This window comes from Klebsiella sp. R390 (genome assembly GCF_051131745.1).
Taxonomy (GTDB): Bacteria; Pseudomonadota; Gammaproteobacteria; order Enterobacterales; family Enterobacteriaceae; genus Klebsiella.
In genome coordinates this window covers 453404-468707 of sequence record NZ_CP180445.1, presented here as the reverse complement: position 1 = coordinate 468707, position 15304 = coordinate 453404, and the positions used below count along the sequence as shown (strand labels likewise).

The window sequence follows — 15304 nt, the reverse complement described above, 5'->3', positions numbered from 1 at the left end:
TCACCACAGGGACCGTTACATGTAAAGAACTGAGGCCCGATATCGACTGTGCCTAATGAAAGGGTATGGGAATCGAGAAGGTTAATGGCTGAGCTTCAAACCTGTAACTATCAACAGAATTTTAAAGGGGTAAAAATAGCAAATACTATGGCATATGATGTGATTTTTTGGTAGCCAGGAGAGGATTAGTACCTCTGTTCCCTCACGTTATGGCCGGTATTTAGCAAGATGATGTCTACTCACTTTCCCCAAAATGAAATGCAACACATTGAAAGTAATGAAATAAATATAATATAGGAAACAAAAGAAAATCAGTCAGATACTGTAAGTAACTGACTGATTTAAATGAGTTAATCGGTTGTGGTGGTACCCTGCTTGTGGAACAGTTCACGGAAGACCGGGTAGATATCTTCCTGATCGCGGATATGCTGCATAGCGAAGTTATCGAACTTCTCCTGCAGATGCTCGTATTCACGCCACAGCGTCTGGTGCGCGCGGCGGGTTATCTCGATGTAGCTGTAGTAACGCACCACCGGCAGGATGTTTTTCGCCAGCAGTTCATGACACAGCGGTGAGTCATCGGCCCAGTTATCGCCATCGGACGCCTGTGCCGCATAGATATTCCACTGTGATGGGTCATAGCGCGCTTTCACTACCTCATCCATCAGCTTCAGGGCGCTTGAGACGATCGTGCCGCCGGTCTCCTGTGAATAGAAGAATTCATGCTCGTCGACCTCTTTGGCCTGGGTATGGTGGCGAATATAGACCACTTCGACGTTTTTATAAGTCCGGCTGAGGAACAGATACAGCAGGATGTAAAAACGTTTGGCCATATCCTTAGTCACCTGATCCATGGAACCCGACACGTCCATCAGGCAGAACATCACCGCCTGGCTGGAAGGTTCAGGCCGTTTTTCGTAGTTCTTATAGCGCAAATCAAAGGTATCGATAAACGGTACCCGGTCGATTTTGGCCCGCAGCTCGGCGATCTCCTGGCGTAAACGGTCTTCCTCCAGCAGTTGCGCCGGCTCACTTTTGCTGATGGTGTCGAGATCTTCTTCCAGAGCCCGTAGCTCGCGGCGTTTGCCGGCGGTCATGGCGGTACGCCGCGCCAGCGAATTCTGCAGCGAGCGGACGACGCTAATGTTGGCCGGCACCCCGTTAGCGGTAAAGCCGGCGCGGTGGGTTTTAAACTCGGTCAGCTGGCGTTGCTGGTTTTTTTTCAGATTCGGCAGGGCGAGGTCCTCAAATAGCAGGTCAAGGTACTCGTCTTTGGAGATCTGAAAAACAAACCCGTCCTGGCCTTCACCATCGGCGCTGGCTTGCCCCTGACCGCTTCCGCCGCCGCCCCCGCCGCCCTGAGGACGTTCGATACGGTCGTTCTGAACGAAGTGATCGTTGCCGGGATGCACGCGGCTGCGCAACCCCCCGCGACCCTGATGAAACATCGGTTCGTTGATATCGTCCGTTGGGATGGAGACGGACTCTCCGCTGTCAATATCGGTGACCGAGCGCTTGTTAATTGCCTCGGAGATCGACTGTTTTATCTGCGCCTTATAACGGCGCAAAAAGCGCTGGCGGTTCACCGCACTTTTATTTTTCCCGTTCAGGCGCCGGTCTATGAACCAGGTCATATGCCCTCCTGTACCGCAATTGCCAACTCTGCCGTTCATCACTCAAGCCATGGCGGTCTGCTTTGCAGGCCGCTGTCCCTGGGCTGTTCCCACGCCCATCGCCGACTGATTCGGGCATACGCAGTTGTTATATACCCGGCAGTGACCTCACTGCCGGGCTGCTCCGTCAGGACGATTTACGTACACGCAGATACCATTCGCACAGCAGACGGACCTGCTTGCGGGTATAGCCTTTCTCCATCATACGGTCGACAAAATCGTCGTGTTTTTTCTGCTCGTCGGTTGAGGTTTTGGCGTTGAACGAAATGACCGGCAACAGCTCTTCGGTATTCGAGAACATTTTCTTCTCGATAACCGTGCGCAGTTTTTCGTAGCTGGTCCAGTTTGGATTGCGGCCATTGTTGTTGGCCCTTGCACGCAGCACGAAGTTGACGATCTCGTTACGGAAGTCTTTCGGGTTGCTGATCCCGGCAGGCTTCTCAATTTTTTCCAGCTCCCCATTCAGGGACTCACGGTCGAACAGCTGACCGGTATCCGGGTCACGATACTCCTGATCCTGGATCCAGAAGTCCGCATAGGTGACATAACGGTCGAAAATGTTCTGCCCGTATTCGGAGTAGGACTCCAGGTAGGCGGTCTGGATCTCTTTACCGATAAACTCGGCGTATTTCGGGATCAGATAGCCTTTGAGGAACTCCAGATAGCGTTCCGCTTGCTCCTGCGGGAACTGCTCACGCTCAATCTGCTGCTCCAGCACATAGAACAGATGCACCGGGTTGGCGGCGACTTCTGCGTGGTCAAAGTTAAACACGCGTGACAATATTTTGAAGGCGAAGCGGGTGGACAGACCATTCATACCTTCATCAACGCCGGCGTAATCGCGATACTCCTGGTAGGATTTCGCTTTCGGGTCGGTGTCTTTCAGACTCTCACCGTCATAAACGCGCATTTTGGAGTAAATGCTCGAGTTTTCCGGTTCTTTCAGGCGCGAGAGAATAGAGAAGCGGGACAGCGTCTCCAGGGTGCCGGGCGCGCAAGGCGCATGGGTCAGCTCACTGTTATTGAGCAGTTTTTCGTAAATACGCATCTCTTCGGAAATGCGCAGGCAATAAGGCACCTTGACGATATACACACGGTCGAGGAAGGCCTCATTGTTTTTATTATTACGGAAGGTCACCCATTCCGATTCGTTCGAGTGGGCGAGAATAATGCCGTTGAACGGCAGGGCGGAAATACCTTCGGTACCGTTATAGTTACCTTCCTGGGTCGCCGTCAGCAGCGGATGCAGCACCTTAATTGGCGCTTTAAACATCTCGACGAACTCCATAATCCCCTGGTTGGCACGGCACAGGGCGCCGGAGTAGCCATAGGCGTCCGGATCGTTCTGGGCGTAGTGCTCCAGTTTACGAATGTCCACTTTACCGACCAGTGCCGAGATATCCTGGTTGTTTTCATCACCGGGTTCAGTTTTGGCGATGGCAATCTGCTCAAGGATGGAGGGCCAGACTTTGATGACGCGGAATTTGGTGATGTCGCCGCCGAACTCATGCAGACGTTTTGCCGCCCACGGCGACATAATGGTGCCGAGGTAGCGGGTCGGTACGCCATACTCTTTATCCAGAATCTGCGCATCTTCCTGCGGGTTAAACAGGCAAAGTGGATGGTCATTGACCGGGCTACGTTCACCGTTAGCGCTGAGGACGTAAATCGGTACACGCTGCATCAAGGACTTCAGCCGTTCGGCCAGCGATGATTTACCCCCCCCGACCGGCCCCAGCAGATACAGGATCTGTTTCTTCTCTTCCAGGCCTTGCGCGGCATGTTTCAGGTAAGAAACGATCTGCTCAATAGCATCTTCCATACCGTAAAACTCTTCAAATGCCGGATAGCGTGCGACTACCCGGTTTGAAAAGAGACGGGACAGCCGTGGCTCCAGGGCCGTATCGACCATAACTGGTTCACCAATAGCCATCAGTAGCCGTTCTGCCGCGTTGGCATAAGCACTGCGATCTTGCCGGCAGATGGTCAGAAATTCCTGCAGTGTGAACTCTTCGTCCTTGGCAGCTTCATAACGCTGGCGATAGTGATCGAATATATTCATGGCATGCCGTCCTTTCGTTTTTAGCACAAGTTGAGAGCCGTTCATATGAATAGTGGGAGCTCCCGGAAGAGGTAAACTGCACGACGTTCACTGATTCTCCAGCAACCCTTATGCCAGGTTGTTGGGGGGATAAAGATCGCGTGCGGCAGAAAGACGTCTTCTAAATTAAAGCGTAGATGCATTTAGAAAACTTGCATGCAGCCAAAATACAATTTCAATGACATATCAATAACTCATCCGGAAAAGCACGGCGATTTCGCATCTATTGCCAGGTGCTGTCACCGTGGTGTCATTTCACTGCAAGCGAATGGTCACAGGTTGCTGCCAGATTGGATGGTTTTATGTAATGACGGGTAAAGAATTTGAGGCATGAGGTCTACGACGTTAAACTGCCGGGGCGTATTATTTGACAAACGGGAAAATGGATTGTGAATAAGATCAAACCGCTGGCACTCAGTGTGTGCCTTGCAGCATCTGTTTCAGCGGCCCACGCTGAAGGGAAATTTACGTTAGGGGCCGGCGTGGGTATCGTCGAGAGCCCGTATAAACAATATGATGCCGATGTCTATCCGGTCCCGGCTATCAGCTATGAGAGCGACAGCTTTTGGTTTCACGGCTTAGGTGGCGGTTACTATTTATGGAATGACAACAGCGACAAACTGTCTATTACCGCCTACTGGTCGCCGATGTACTTCAAGCCGGGCGACAGCGACAGCGAGCAAATGCGCAAGCTGGACCGTCGTAAAACCACGATGATGGCCGGGCTGACCTATATCCACAACACGCAATATGGCTTTCTGCGCACCACTCTCGCGGGCGATACGCTGGATCAGAGCAACGGTATCACCTGGGATGCGGCCTGGTTGTATCGCTATACCAACGGCAACCTGACCGTGACGCCGGGCATTGGCCTCGAGTGGAACAGCGACAATCAGAACGAATACTACTACGGTGTGTCACAGCATGAGTCAAATCGTAGCGGTATGCGCAGCTACGACCCGGACAGCAGCTGGAATCCCTACCTTGAGCTGTCAGCAAACTATCGTTTCCTCGGTGACTGGAGCGTCTATGGCGTCGCGCGCTACACCCGCCTGGCCGATGAAATTACCGACAGCCCGATGGTGGACAAATCCTGGAGCGGCCTGATCTCTACCGGGATCACCTATACCTTCTGATTGGCAGTCGTTGTGCACCACAACGAAGAAATTCATGCATCATAACGGGGCGTTACGCCCCGTTTTGCATTACGGTGGTGCAACAACATAACCCGAGGAGTCGATGATGGGAAAAACAGTGTGTTTTGGCGAGGGTGCGGTGGTTCCGGCTATCGGGCAGGGCACCTGGTTTATGGGCGAAAACAGTGCCCGGCGCGCGCAGGAAGTCGCTGCACTACGTGCGGGCGTAGAGCAAGGGCTGACGTTGATCGATACCGCCGAAATGTACGCCGATGGCGGGGCAGAAGAGGTGGTGGGCGAGGCGATTCGTGGCCTGCGTGACCGGGTGATGCTGGTTTCCAAGGTCTATCCGTGGAATGCCGGCGGGCAAAAAATAGTGGCCGCCTGCGAGGCCAGCCTGCGCCGTCTGCACACCGACTATCTCGATATGTATCTGTTGCACTGGTGCGGGGAGTTCACCTTCGCCGAAACCGTTGAGGCAATGGAGAAGCTGGTCGCGCAGGGAAAAATACGCCGCTGGGGCGTCTCAAATCTCGATGTGGACGAGATGCAGGCGCTGTGGCAGGTGGCTGACGGCACCCGCTGTGCCACCAATCAGGTGCTCTATCACCTCGCGTCACGCGGCATTGAGCACGACCTGCTGCCGTGGTGCCAGCAACGGTCGCTACCGGTGATGGCCTACAGCCCGCTGGCCCAGGCAGGTCGCCTGCGCAATGGCTTAATGAGTCATCCTGTGTTGAACCAACTGGCGATACAAAAAGGCATCACCGTAGCCCAGCTGTTATTAGCGTGGGTCATCAGTCATCAGGGCGTGATCGCGATTCCAAAAGCCAGCAGTGTGTCCCACGTCGAAGAGAACGCCGCCGCGCTTGATGTGGTACTGGATGAGCACGATATCGCACTGATGGAACAGGCTTTTCCGGCGCCGGGCTATAAAACGCCGCTCGACATGGTGTAAAAGAGAACTATTTAGCCAAAAAAACGTTGGCGCTTTGTTGATGAGAATCATGGCTCAGTCGTGAGTATCCCCTTAAAGATACAAGAAAAAGGAGATGCATATGACTGAACCTACTCAGCCTCTGGATGTGAAGCTGGCTTTCCCGCTGTGGAAAGCCGTTCTGACAATACTCTTCGGTGTAATTATCTGGTATACGCCACCGCCCGATGGGCTCACCCTCCACGCCTGGCAGATGTTTGCCATTTTTGCCGCCACTATCTTTGCCATTATTCTGAAGGTGCTCCCGATGGGAGCGGTGACGATGATTGCGTTGATCGTCTCTGCCTTTTTGGGGGTGACGCCTCTCTCGCCGGGTAAGAGCGACAAAGTCGCGGCGTTATCCGGGTTTGCCAACGGCACTATCTGGCTGATTGGTATCGCGATGTTTATCTCCCGGGCGGTGATCAAGACCGGGCTGGGGAAACGGGTAGCGCTGTGGTTTATCTCTAAATGCGGATCCAGCATGCTGGGGGTAGCCTATGGCCTGGCCCTGTCGGACGTGGTGCTTGGGCCGGGGATTCCCTCGGCGTCTGCGCGAGGGGGCGGAATTATGTACCCCATTACCCAGTCCATCGCCACCGCCTACCAGTCCGAACCCGGGGCGACGGCGAGAAAAGCCGGGGCGTTCTTGATGATCTGCGTGTCGCAGATCGATGCTATCGTCTGTACGATGTTTTTAACGGCCATGGCCGGCAATCCGCTGGTGGCTGAGCTGGCGAGAAGTCAGGGAATCGAAATTACCTGGACGACCTGGTTTGTTGGGGCCATCGTGCCGGGGATTGCCTCACTGATCCTGCTGCCGCTGGTGATCTACGCGATTTATCCGCCGCAGCTGAAGAAAACGCCGGAGATCCCCGCCATTGCCCGCGATGAGTTGCGCAAAATGGGGCCGATGTCGCTGGCAGAGAAAATCCTCGCCTTTGATTTTGTGCTGCTGATTTTGCTCTGGACCGTCGGGGACATCTTCTTTTCCATTCCCGCCACGCTCTCGGCGTTTATTGGGCTGATGGTGCTGTTGATCAGCAACATCATGTCGTGGAAAAACATCATTGAAGAAAAAACCGCCTGGGACACCATGTTCTGGTTCGCGGTGCTGGTGATGATGGCTAACGCGCTCAACAAATATGGCATGATCAAATGGATATCGGAGCGCATTGTCGGGTATGTCGGGCACTTTGAATGGATCACCGTGTTCTTACTGCTGGTGGTGGTCTATTTTTATACCCGCTATTTCTTCGCCTCGGCGATGGCACATATTTCCGCGATGTATCTGGCTTTCCTGGCGGTAGCGGTTTCCGTCGGCGTACCGCCGCTTTTCGCCGCGCTGGTGCTTGGGTATACCTCTAATCTGTCTATGGGGCTGACGCAATACTCGGGTGGCCCGGGGCCGGCGCTGTTTGGTTCGGGCTATAACACCACCGGGCAGTGGTGGAGCGTCAGCTTTGTGGTTTCGCTGGCATCTATTGCTATCTGGTTAGTACTGGGCGGTGCGTGGATGAAGCTGGTGGGTTTCTGGTAACGGACGGTCGTCGGTTAAAAAAACAGGGCGCTAGCGCCCTGTTTTTGATCCGGCTTGTCCCGCCTCGCGGGAGGGCAGGGGTTATCCGCGTTTCACGACACGGATAGTTTGCGCCAGGCGAGAAGGCTTCTCTTCGCTGGTTTTCTGCGGTTCGGTAACGCAGCAGGTTTCCACGCAAACGAAGGTCTTGTAACCATCATCCGGCATATCGCCCATGCTCACGGACAGCGCCGGGCCTGGGTTCCAGCCCACCACGTTGCTGTGATGATGATGGACAACGTCGATATTACGGTTCAGCGCATCGTCGTGGATCACGCTGCAGGCTTCGGCATTGAGGTATACGCGGTCGGTACGATCCGGGAAGGTTTGTACGCCGTCGTTCAGCACGCCTTCTTCAGCGTTTTGTACTTTATCGATGTAGCGATCGCCCAGGCCGCTCACTTTAACGGCTGCGATATCGCCAACGTTGAAGTAAGTGTGCAGCGCGGAGGTGGTTTCAAACTCGCCGTGTGCTTCCAGTTCGATCTCGCAGGTTTTACCCAGTTTGAAGCGCGCATAGAGGGTGAAGTCATGCGGCCAGTATTGACGGGTCTCATCGCTGCTTTGCAGTTCGAAGGTCAGCATCACGCCACTGTCATCTTCATCATGGCCTTTCAGCGTCCACGCCAGGTTACGGGCGAAGCCGTGGGAAGGCAGACCTTGCTGTGCCGACGGGCCGAACCACGGCCAGCACACCGGTACGCCGCCGCGCAGCGCGACGCCGGTTTTGAACGGTGTATTCCCGCTCAGCCACAGGACTTCTTCTTCTCCGGCAGGTTTCCACGACAGCAGATGGGCGCCCTGGAAGGCGACGGAGGCTTTGACCTGCGGATGGTCAACAACGATCAGTTCCAGCTCATCGAGCTGACGGCGGGACAGAACAGGCGAGATTTCTTCAATAACCGGGAGAGCAAAAATTTTAGTAATCATGGTGCAATCCTTCGTTAGCGTGACACCCCCATCCCGTCGGCGGCATTCAGGCCCGGGATGTTTCGACAGTCGAGAAGGCAACTGACCGAAGCTCACCAGGGCAGCCAATGCACAGGCAGCGTGCGGGGTGGCGTGTACATAAAAAAAGGCGACCGAAGTCGCCTTTTTGGATCAGATTCTCATCTCAACTTATTTGGAGATGTGAGCGATCAGGTCCAGAACTTTGTTGGAGTAACCAGTTTCGTTGTCGTACCAGGAAACCAGTTTCACGAAGTTGTCGTTCAGTGCGATACCAGCTTTAGCATCGAACACGGAAGTGCAAACTTCACCGTTGAAATCGGTAGATACAACGTCGTCTTCGGTGTAGCCCAGAACGCCTTTCATTGCGCCTTCGGAAGCAGCTTTGATTGCTTTCTTAATTTCTTCATAAGAAGCAGCTTTTTCCAGACGAACGGTCAGGTCAACAACGGATACGTTCGGAGTAGGAACGCGGAACGCCATACCAGTCAGTTTGCCATTCAGTTCTGGCAGTACTTTACCTACTGCTTTAGCAGCACCGGTAGAGGACGGGATGATGTTCTGAGCTGCGCCGCGGCCGCCGCGCCAGTCTTTGTGAGACGGGCCATCAACGGTTTTCTGAGTTGCGGTGGTCGCGTGAACAGTTGTCATCAGACCTTCGATGATGCCGAAGTTGTCGTTGATAACTTTAGCCAGCGGAGCCAGGCAGTTGGTGGTGCAGGATGCGTTAGAAACGATGTCCTGGCCTTCGTATTTGTCAAAGTTAGCGCCTTTAACAAACATCGGAGTGTTGTCTTTGGACGGGCCAGTCAGAACGACTTTTTTCGCGCCAGCAGTGATGTGTTTACGAGCGGTTTCGTCAGTCAGGAACAGACCAGTTGCTTCTGCAACAACGTCAACACCTGCTTCGTTCCACTTCAGGTTAGCCGGATCACGTTCAGCGGTAACACGGATTTTTTTACCGTTAACGATCAGATGACCGTCTTTCACTTCAACGGTACCGTTGAAACGGCCGTGAGTGGAGTCATACTTCAGCATGTATGCCATGTAGTCAGCGTCTAACAGGTCGTTGATTGCAACGATCTCGATGTCAGAACGTTCCTGAGCAGCACGGAAAACAATGCGACCGATACGGCCAAAACCGTTGATACCTACTTTGATAGTCATATATTCCACCAGCTATTTGTTAGTGAATAAAAGGTTGCCTGTAAAATTACAAAAACCTTACGCAGCGTCAAGCGGAATCGTGTCAATCATTGCGACAAATCAATACTGAGCATACCTTCGCACCATTGATCTGCCTCACTCTCCCTTTGAGCCCAATTCCATATTGGGGCTGCGCGCGGAATTTTAAAGGTCGGGAAAGATAAAAATGTGATGTATATCACAATTATCTGGGCTGCCTTTTGGCATCGAATAAGTTTAGAACAAAAGTCCACGCTTCATTGTTAATGTTTTGTTAGAATCGCCCGATAACGTTGTCCTTTCACAGTGAGATGCATGCACATGGCGAATAAACCCTCCTCAGACGAACTCAAAAAAAACTTGAGTGAGATGCAGTTTTACGTGACGCAGAATCACGGTACTGAGCCGCCGTTCACCGGACGACTGCTCCACAACAAGCGCGACGGCATCTACCACTGCCTGGTATGCGATGCGGCGCTGTTTCGCTCGGATTCGAAGTACGACTCTGGTTGCGGCTGGCCGAGCTTCTACGAGCCGGTCAGCGATGAGGCAATTCGTTATCTGAACGACTACTCGCACGGTATGCAGCGCACCGAAATTCGCTGTGGAAATTGCGATGCCCACCTGGGGCATGTGTTCCCCGACGGTCCGCAACCTACCGGCGAGCGTTTTTGCGTAAATTCGGCGTCATTAAGCTTCAACGACGACGATAACGGCGAGCAAATTAAAGGTTAGAGAAACGATTCAGCAAATTATTCCAACGTGGAGTCGAGCGGACCATGGAAATCGAGCAAATGATAGACAGCATGACCCCCGAAGTTTACCAACGTCTGGTGACCGCGGTGGAGCTGGGAAAATGGCCGGATGGCGTGGCGTTAACCGAGGCACAGAAAGAGAACAGCCTGCAGCTGGTGATGCTCTATCAGGCGCGGCATAACAGCGACGCTCAGCATATGACCATCGATACCAACGGTCAGATGGTGATGAAGAGCAAGCAGCAGCTGAAAGAAGATTTCGGCATCGTACCCAAGCCGATCTCCACGTTTAAACTGCAGTAACCGCCCGAACGATCGGTTACGGTCTGCACAAGTCCACTCCCCGGTCGCGCGTTGCCTACCCGGGGTGGACTGATGAGCGCATTTTACTGTCAGGATTAAGGCTGCGTTTCCAGCCAGTCGTCAGCGGTATACAACGTGGCGCCAGCGGCCGCCATTTCCATAAAGGCGTGGGCGCTGTCCTGCGGCTCGAGGTTGACCCCGCGGCAGCCGTCAGCGATCACGTTTACCGTATAGCCAAGCGCCAGGGCGTCCAGCACGGTAAATTTGACGCAGTAATCGGTCGCCAGACCAAGGACGATGAGTTCGCGGATGTCACGTTCCCGCAGCCACGCATCGAGCAGGGTTTTGTGGCGATGTCCGTTATCAAAAAAGGCGCTGTAGCTGTCGATCGCCGGGTTTTCACCTTTATGGAACACCTCGCTGATAGCCTGCTGCTGAAGCAGCGGATGCAGCGCTGCACCTTCGCTGTTCTGCACGCAGTGATCTGGCCAGAACGTCTGCGCCAGGCCGTCAAGCTGGCCCTGTGAGTAGGGCTCGACCTGGTGTTGGCTGGCGAAGCTACCATGATTCGCCGGATGCCAGTCCTGGCTGGCGACGACTGCTTCACCCCGGGCCAGGCAAGCGTCGATCAGCCGGTTGGCGACATCAATCGTGCTGTCACCCTCCGGCACGGCCAACGCGCCGCCGGCGCAAAAATCATTCTGTAAATCAACCAACAAAAGTGCGCGATGGGTCATCGGTTCTCCTTACTCGTCAGGGGTCAGTTCGCCGCGCAGATTTTCCTGCATTAACTGGCGGATGGCCTCGACACTCAGATTCTGGCTCAGCAGGTAGTGTAGCTTAGTCAGCGTCGCTTCAACGGTCATATCAAAGCCGCTGATGACACCGGCCTGGGCGAGGGCGTTACCGGTGGCATAGCCGCCCATATTAACTTTACCCGACATGCATTGGGTCAGGTTGATCACCACGATCCCACGTTGACTGGCTTCCGCCAGTACCTGGATAAACTCGCCGTTTTGCGGGGCGTTACCGACGCCGTAAGAGCGCAGGATCAGTGCTTTAACCGGCTGGCGCAGGAAGTTACGCACCACATCGGCAGAAATACCCGGGTAGATGGTCACCACGCCGATGGGCTGCGGGGTGATCGGGTGGACAATCAGCTCCCCCTGGCCCTGTGGCGCAGGCGGCGTCCCGAGGCGTCGAATGTGGATCCCGGCTTCCAGCAGCGGGGCCAGGTTCGGGGAGGCGAAAGCATTGAAACCGTCGGCATGGGCTTTGGTGGTGCGGTTGCCGCGGTACAGTCGGTTGTTGAAAAACAGCGATACTTCATTGATGGGATAATTGGCGGCAACGTAGAGGGCATTCAACAGGTTGATTTGTCCGTCAGAACGCAGCTCGGCCAGCGGAATTTGTGACCCTGTCACAATAACCGGTTTCCCCAGATGCTCCAGCATGAACGACAGTGCCGACGCGGTGAACGCCATGGTATCGGTGCCGTGCAGAATCACGAAGCCATCGTACTCGTCATAATGGGCGCGAATATCGTCAGCAATATGCTGCCAGTCTTCCGGTGTCATATCGGAAGAGTCCATCAGCGGCTCATATTCATGAATCGTAAAATCCGGCATCTCCGGACGGTGGAACTCAGGCATCAGCGCAAGCTGGCGCTGCAGGTGGCCGGAAACGGGAATATAACCGTGTTCAGAGCGCTGCATACCGATGGTCCCACCGGTGTAGGCAACGTAAATCGATTTCTTTTGCATATCATCGCTTAGGTTGTACGTAGACAGGCGCAGTATAAAGTGACGTACCGAAAATTACACATACTTAAGGTCGCAGCTGCGTTGGCCGGGGGAGTTCTGACTAAGATTGTTGGAGCGGGTTCGCCCCGCTGACATCAACAACAACGTCAGCGGGGCGTATCTGCCGGGAAGGGATTAACGAATGTTGGCGCAGGTCAGGCAGAAGGCGTAACGGTTTTGTGGATCGTTGAACGCGGCAAGCTTATCGCTTTCCGCTTTGACCACATTGGCCGCGGCGGCGACTGGCGCCGGCAGCCAGGCCTGTATCGCGGCCGGCAGTGAAGCACGCACTGAACCGGTCAGGCTATCAACCACCATTGAGAAGAAGGTCGGGTCTTCCTGGTAGTAATCGATATGCCACTGCTTCAGCTTCGCCAGTTCAGCCGCTTTAGCCACCGCATCGTCAAAGTCGCCGAGGCTATCGACCAGCCCGTTGGCCTTCGCATCTTCACCCGTCCAGACGTGACCCTGAGCAATCTGATCGATTTTCTCCGGCGTACTGTTACGTGAGTTAGCCACCAGCGTGATAAAGCGCTTGTAACCGTTCTCGATGCTCAGCTGCATCAACTGCTGCACTTCAGGCGGCAGGGATTTGGTGGTGGACACATCCGCCAGCGCGGAGGTCGCCACGCCATCGGTATGCACGCCAATCGAATCCAGCGTATTTTCAACGGTGTTAATCACCCCGAAAATACCGATGGAGCCGGTGAGGGTGCTCGGGTTCGCCACGATGTAGTTAGCCGGCGTGGAGATCCAGTAACCACCTGATGCAGCCATGCCACCCATGGAGACCACTACCGGTTTACCGGCTGCTTTCACCGCCGCCAGCTCTTCACGAATGACTTCCGATGCGCTAACGCTACCGCCAGGGCTGTTCACCCGCAGGACGATCGCTTTCACTTTCGGATCGAGACGGGCATCGCGGATCTGTGCCGCGGTGGTGTCACCGCCGACGTTGCCTGGGGTCTCTTCGCCATCCATGATCGCGCCGTTAGCAAAGATCACCGCAATAGAGGCGCCCTGATCGGCCGGCGTTTTGACGTTGTAATCGTAATAGCTGATGGCGCGATAGTTATTATCCGCTTTGCTCCAGCCAAACTGTTTGGTGAGCGCTTTCTCCACCTCGGTGGAGGTGCCCAGTTCATCAACCAGTTTATTGTTCAGCGCGTATTGAGCGGTGTCGCCATCCACCTTACGCAGGCCGTCCAGCAGGCCCTGAGCGCCAGGGAACAGCTGCTGCGCCGTGATTTGACGGTTAGCCGCAATGGTGTTGAGGTAGTTCTGCCACAGTTCGCCAATCCAGCGGCTATCGGCTTCACGGGCGGCCGGTGACATATCGTCGCGGATAAACGGCTCAACCGCTGATTTATAGGTGCCGACGCGGAATACATGGGTCGACACTTTCAGCTTATCGAGCAGTGATTTGTAGTACAGCCCGTTGGTGGCAAAACCGTGCAGGTCGACTTCACCCTGTGGTGACAGCCAGATTTTATTGGCGAAACTCGCCAGATAATACTGCCCCTGGCTGTAGCTGCTGCCAATAGCATAAACCGGTTTACCGCTGTCGCGGAATTCGCGCAGGGCTTTACCGATGTACTGCATCGACGGTTGATCGCCGCCGGCAAAATTTTTCAGATCCAGCACGATACCGGTGATGTTGCGGTCATCTTTGGCCTGACGAATGGTTTGTACGATATCAAACAGTGAGTTTTCCTGCAGGCGGTCGGAGCTGGCACCAAAAATCTGACGACCGATAACGCCGAGCTTGCTGCTGGCGGATGGTTTATCCACCACCACGCCGGTAATATCCAACAGCAACGCGCCGCGTGCGGCATGTTCCGTTGTGGTGCTGCTGAACTGCGCCCAGATACCAACACACACCAGGACCAGCAGCAGGAATACCAGGTTCAGTGCGAGCTGGCGAATAAAGTTGAGTACCCGCCATGTACATTTAAAAAATCCGGCGAGCAGCCGCCAAAGAGTTCGCATGTATTCTCCCTAACATTGTTAAAAATGGGCTAACCGCTGGGGTTGCCGCGTCTGGTTATCCTAAAGAGACGACTGGCGGTTGTCAGCAGGAATCACCGGTCGTGCTGTAACAAAATTCTCGCGCATGTTAATTTTATGAAAAATGACATCACAGGAGTTATACAGATGGATGCTCTCGAACTACTGGTTAATCGCCGCAGCGCCTCACGCCTGGCCGAGCCGGCTCCGGCCGGTGAACAGCTGGAAAATATTCTCCGTGCTGGTCTGCGTGCCCCGGACCACGGCACGCTGCAGCCGTGGCGCTTTTATATTATTGCTGATGATGGTCGCGAACGCTTCAGCCAACTGCTGGAAAAAGGGGCGATTGCCGCCGGGCAGGATGAAAAAGGGATTGAAAAAGCCCGTAGCGCGCCGTTCCGTGCGCCGTTGATTATTACCGTCGTCGCCCGTTGCGAAGATCATCCGAAGGTGCCTAAGTGGGAGCAGGAGATGTCGGCGGGATGTGCGGTGATGGCCATGCAGATGGCGGCAGTCGCGCAGGGCTTTAACGGCATCTGGCGCAGCGGCGCCCTGACCGAAAGCCCGGTGGTTCGTGACGGGTTTGCCTGTCGCGAGCAGGATAAAATCGTCGGTTTTCTCTATCTCGGTACGCCACAGCTGAAAGCTTCAACCACCGTTTCGCAGCCTGATACCGCACCGTTTGTGATCCGTTTCTGATCGCCATCTGATAGCCCGGCAGGTATGACATGCCGGGAGAGTGTTGAAACGCTCTCTTCTGAATTGGCACGGAAAATGTGCCATTTGCGATAAATGCAGCAGAACTTGTATTTGTCACGCCCTCCAGCGGTAAAATCGGA

The 15304-nt window shown here is 54.4% G+C and carries 13 protein-coding genes; 6 read left to right on the top strand and 7 right to left on the bottom strand.

From position 1 onward, the window contains the following. Window positions 1–350: 350 nt before the first annotated feature. Both ACMYSP_RS02140 and yeaG read right to left on the bottom strand, forming a co-directional pair. On the bottom strand, window positions 351–1634 hold the full coding sequence (locus ACMYSP_RS02140; protein ID WP_434585319.1) for a YeaH/YhbH family protein: 1284 nt from the start codon (window positions 1632–1634) through the stop codon (window positions 351–353). Between the two features lie 166 nt (window positions 1635–1800). Further along, window positions 1801–3735, bottom strand: a complete 1935-nt coding sequence (yeaG, locus tag ACMYSP_RS02135) for a protein kinase YeaG (RefSeq protein WP_123753978.1) — start codon at window positions 3733–3735, stop codon at window positions 1801–1803. A 428-nt stretch (window positions 3736–4163) separates the two neighbouring features. On the opposite strand from yeaG, the gene ACMYSP_RS02130 reads away from it, so the two are divergent. From ACMYSP_RS02130 to ACMYSP_RS02120, 3 genes are all read left to right on the top strand, one after another. After that, entirely contained in the window at window positions 4164–4910 is a 747-nt protein-coding gene (locus ACMYSP_RS02130) for a MipA/OmpV family protein (RefSeq protein ID WP_434585318.1), read from the top strand. Window positions 4911–5013: 103 nt separating this feature from the next. Next, entirely contained in the window at window positions 5014–5868 is an 855-nt protein-coding gene (locus tag ACMYSP_RS02125) for an aldo/keto reductase (protein ID WP_434585317.1), read from the top strand. 100 nt (window positions 5869–5968) lie between these two features. Beyond that, complete coding sequence (locus ACMYSP_RS02120) at window positions 5969–7426, top strand: anion permease (RefSeq protein WP_434585315.1); 1458 nt, start codon at window positions 5969–5971, stop codon at window positions 7424–7426. Between the two features lie 81 nt (window positions 7427–7507). Here the strand turns inward: ACMYSP_RS02120 and ACMYSP_RS02115 are convergent, their stop codons facing one another. Further along, a complete protein-coding gene (locus tag ACMYSP_RS02115; RefSeq protein WP_434585314.1) occupies window positions 7508–8395 on the bottom strand; it encodes a D-hexose-6-phosphate mutarotase in 888 nt (295 codons plus the stop codon). Window positions 8396–8584: 189 nt separating this feature from the next. Beyond that, complete coding sequence (gene gapA / locus ACMYSP_RS02110) at window positions 8585–9580, bottom strand: glyceraldehyde-3-phosphate dehydrogenase (RefSeq protein WP_004860805.1); 996 nt, start codon at window positions 9578–9580, stop codon at window positions 8585–8587. 339 nt (window positions 9581–9919) lie between these two features. Here gapA and msrB point away from each other — a divergent pair, with 339 nt between their 5' ends. Further along, on the top strand, window positions 9920–10333 hold the full coding sequence (gene msrB / locus ACMYSP_RS02105; protein ID WP_123753983.1) for a peptide-methionine (R)-S-oxide reductase MsrB: 414 nt from the start codon (window positions 9920–9922) through the stop codon (window positions 10331–10333). Between the two features lie 44 nt (window positions 10334–10377). Next, window positions 10378–10656: a YeaC family protein gene (locus tag ACMYSP_RS02100; protein ID WP_434585312.1), complete on the top strand. Its 279-nt coding sequence runs from the start codon at window positions 10378–10380 to the stop codon at window positions 10654–10656. Between the two features lie 95 nt (window positions 10657–10751). On the opposite strand, the gene pncA is transcribed toward ACMYSP_RS02100, so the two are convergent. From pncA to sppA, 3 genes are all read right to left on the bottom strand, one after another. Further along, window positions 10752–11393 carry a bifunctional nicotinamidase/pyrazinamidase gene (gene pncA / locus ACMYSP_RS02095; RefSeq protein WP_434585311.1) on the bottom strand — a complete coding sequence of 214 codons (642 nt, stop codon included), beginning with the start codon at window positions 11391–11393 and terminating at the stop codon, window positions 10752–10754. A gap of 9 nt (window positions 11394–11402) precedes the next feature. After that, window positions 11403–12419, bottom strand: a complete 1017-nt coding sequence (gene ansA / locus ACMYSP_RS02090; protein WP_434585309.1) for an asparaginase — start codon at window positions 12417–12419, stop codon at window positions 11403–11405. A 174-nt stretch (window positions 12420–12593) separates the two neighbouring features. Next, complete coding sequence (gene sppA, locus ACMYSP_RS02085; RefSeq protein ID WP_434585308.1) at window positions 12594–14447, bottom strand: signal peptide peptidase SppA; 1854 nt, start codon at window positions 14445–14447, stop codon at window positions 12594–12596. Window positions 14448–14612: 165 nt separating this feature from the next. Here sppA and ACMYSP_RS02080 point away from each other — a divergent pair, with 165 nt between their 5' ends. Then, entirely contained in the window at window positions 14613–15164 is a 552-nt protein-coding gene (locus ACMYSP_RS02080; protein WP_434585306.1) for an NAD(P)H nitroreductase, read from the top strand. Window positions 15165–15304 lie beyond the last annotated feature (140 nt).

Bases quoted from the DNA above. Each gene is read 5' to 3' on its own strand.
- ACMYSP_RS02140 (WP_434585319.1), bottom strand. From the start codon at position 1,634: ATGACCTGGTTCATAGACCGGCGCCTGAACGGGAAAAATAAAAGTGCG.
- yeaG (WP_123753978.1), bottom strand. From the start codon at position 3,735: ATGAATATATTCGATCACTATCGCCAGCGTTATGAAGCTGCCAAGGAC.
- ACMYSP_RS02125 (WP_434585317.1), top strand. From the start codon at position 5,014: ATGATGGGAAAAACAGTGTGTTTTGGCGAGGGTGCGGTGGTTCCGGCT.
- ACMYSP_RS02120 (WP_434585315.1), top strand. From the start codon at position 5,969: ATGACTGAACCTACTCAGCCTCTGGATGTGAAGCTGGCTTTCCCGCTG.
- ACMYSP_RS02115 (WP_434585314.1), bottom strand. From the start codon at position 8,395: ATGATTACTAAAATTTTTGCTCTCCCGGTTATTGAAGAAATCTCGCCT.
- gapA (WP_004860805.1), bottom strand. From the start codon at position 9,580: ATGACTATCAAAGTAGGTATCAACGGTTTTGGCCGTATCGGTCGCATT.
- msrB (WP_123753983.1), top strand. From the start codon at position 9,920: ATGGCGAATAAACCCTCCTCAGACGAACTCAAAAAAAACTTGAGTGAG.
- ACMYSP_RS02100 (WP_434585312.1), top strand. From the start codon at position 10,378: ATGGAAATCGAGCAAATGATAGACAGCATGACCCCCGAAGTTTACCAA.
- pncA (WP_434585311.1), bottom strand. From the start codon at position 11,393: ATGACCCATCGCGCACTTTTGTTGGTTGATTTACAGAATGATTTTTGC.
- ansA (WP_434585309.1), bottom strand. From the start codon at position 12,419: ATGCAAAAGAAATCGATTTACGTTGCCTACACCGGTGGGACCATCGGT.
- sppA (WP_434585308.1), bottom strand. From the start codon at position 14,447: ATGCGAACTCTTTGGCGGCTGCTCGCCGGATTTTTTAAATGTACATGG.
- ACMYSP_RS02080 (WP_434585306.1), top strand. From the start codon at position 14,613: ATGGATGCTCTCGAACTACTGGTTAATCGCCGCAGCGCCTCACGCCTG.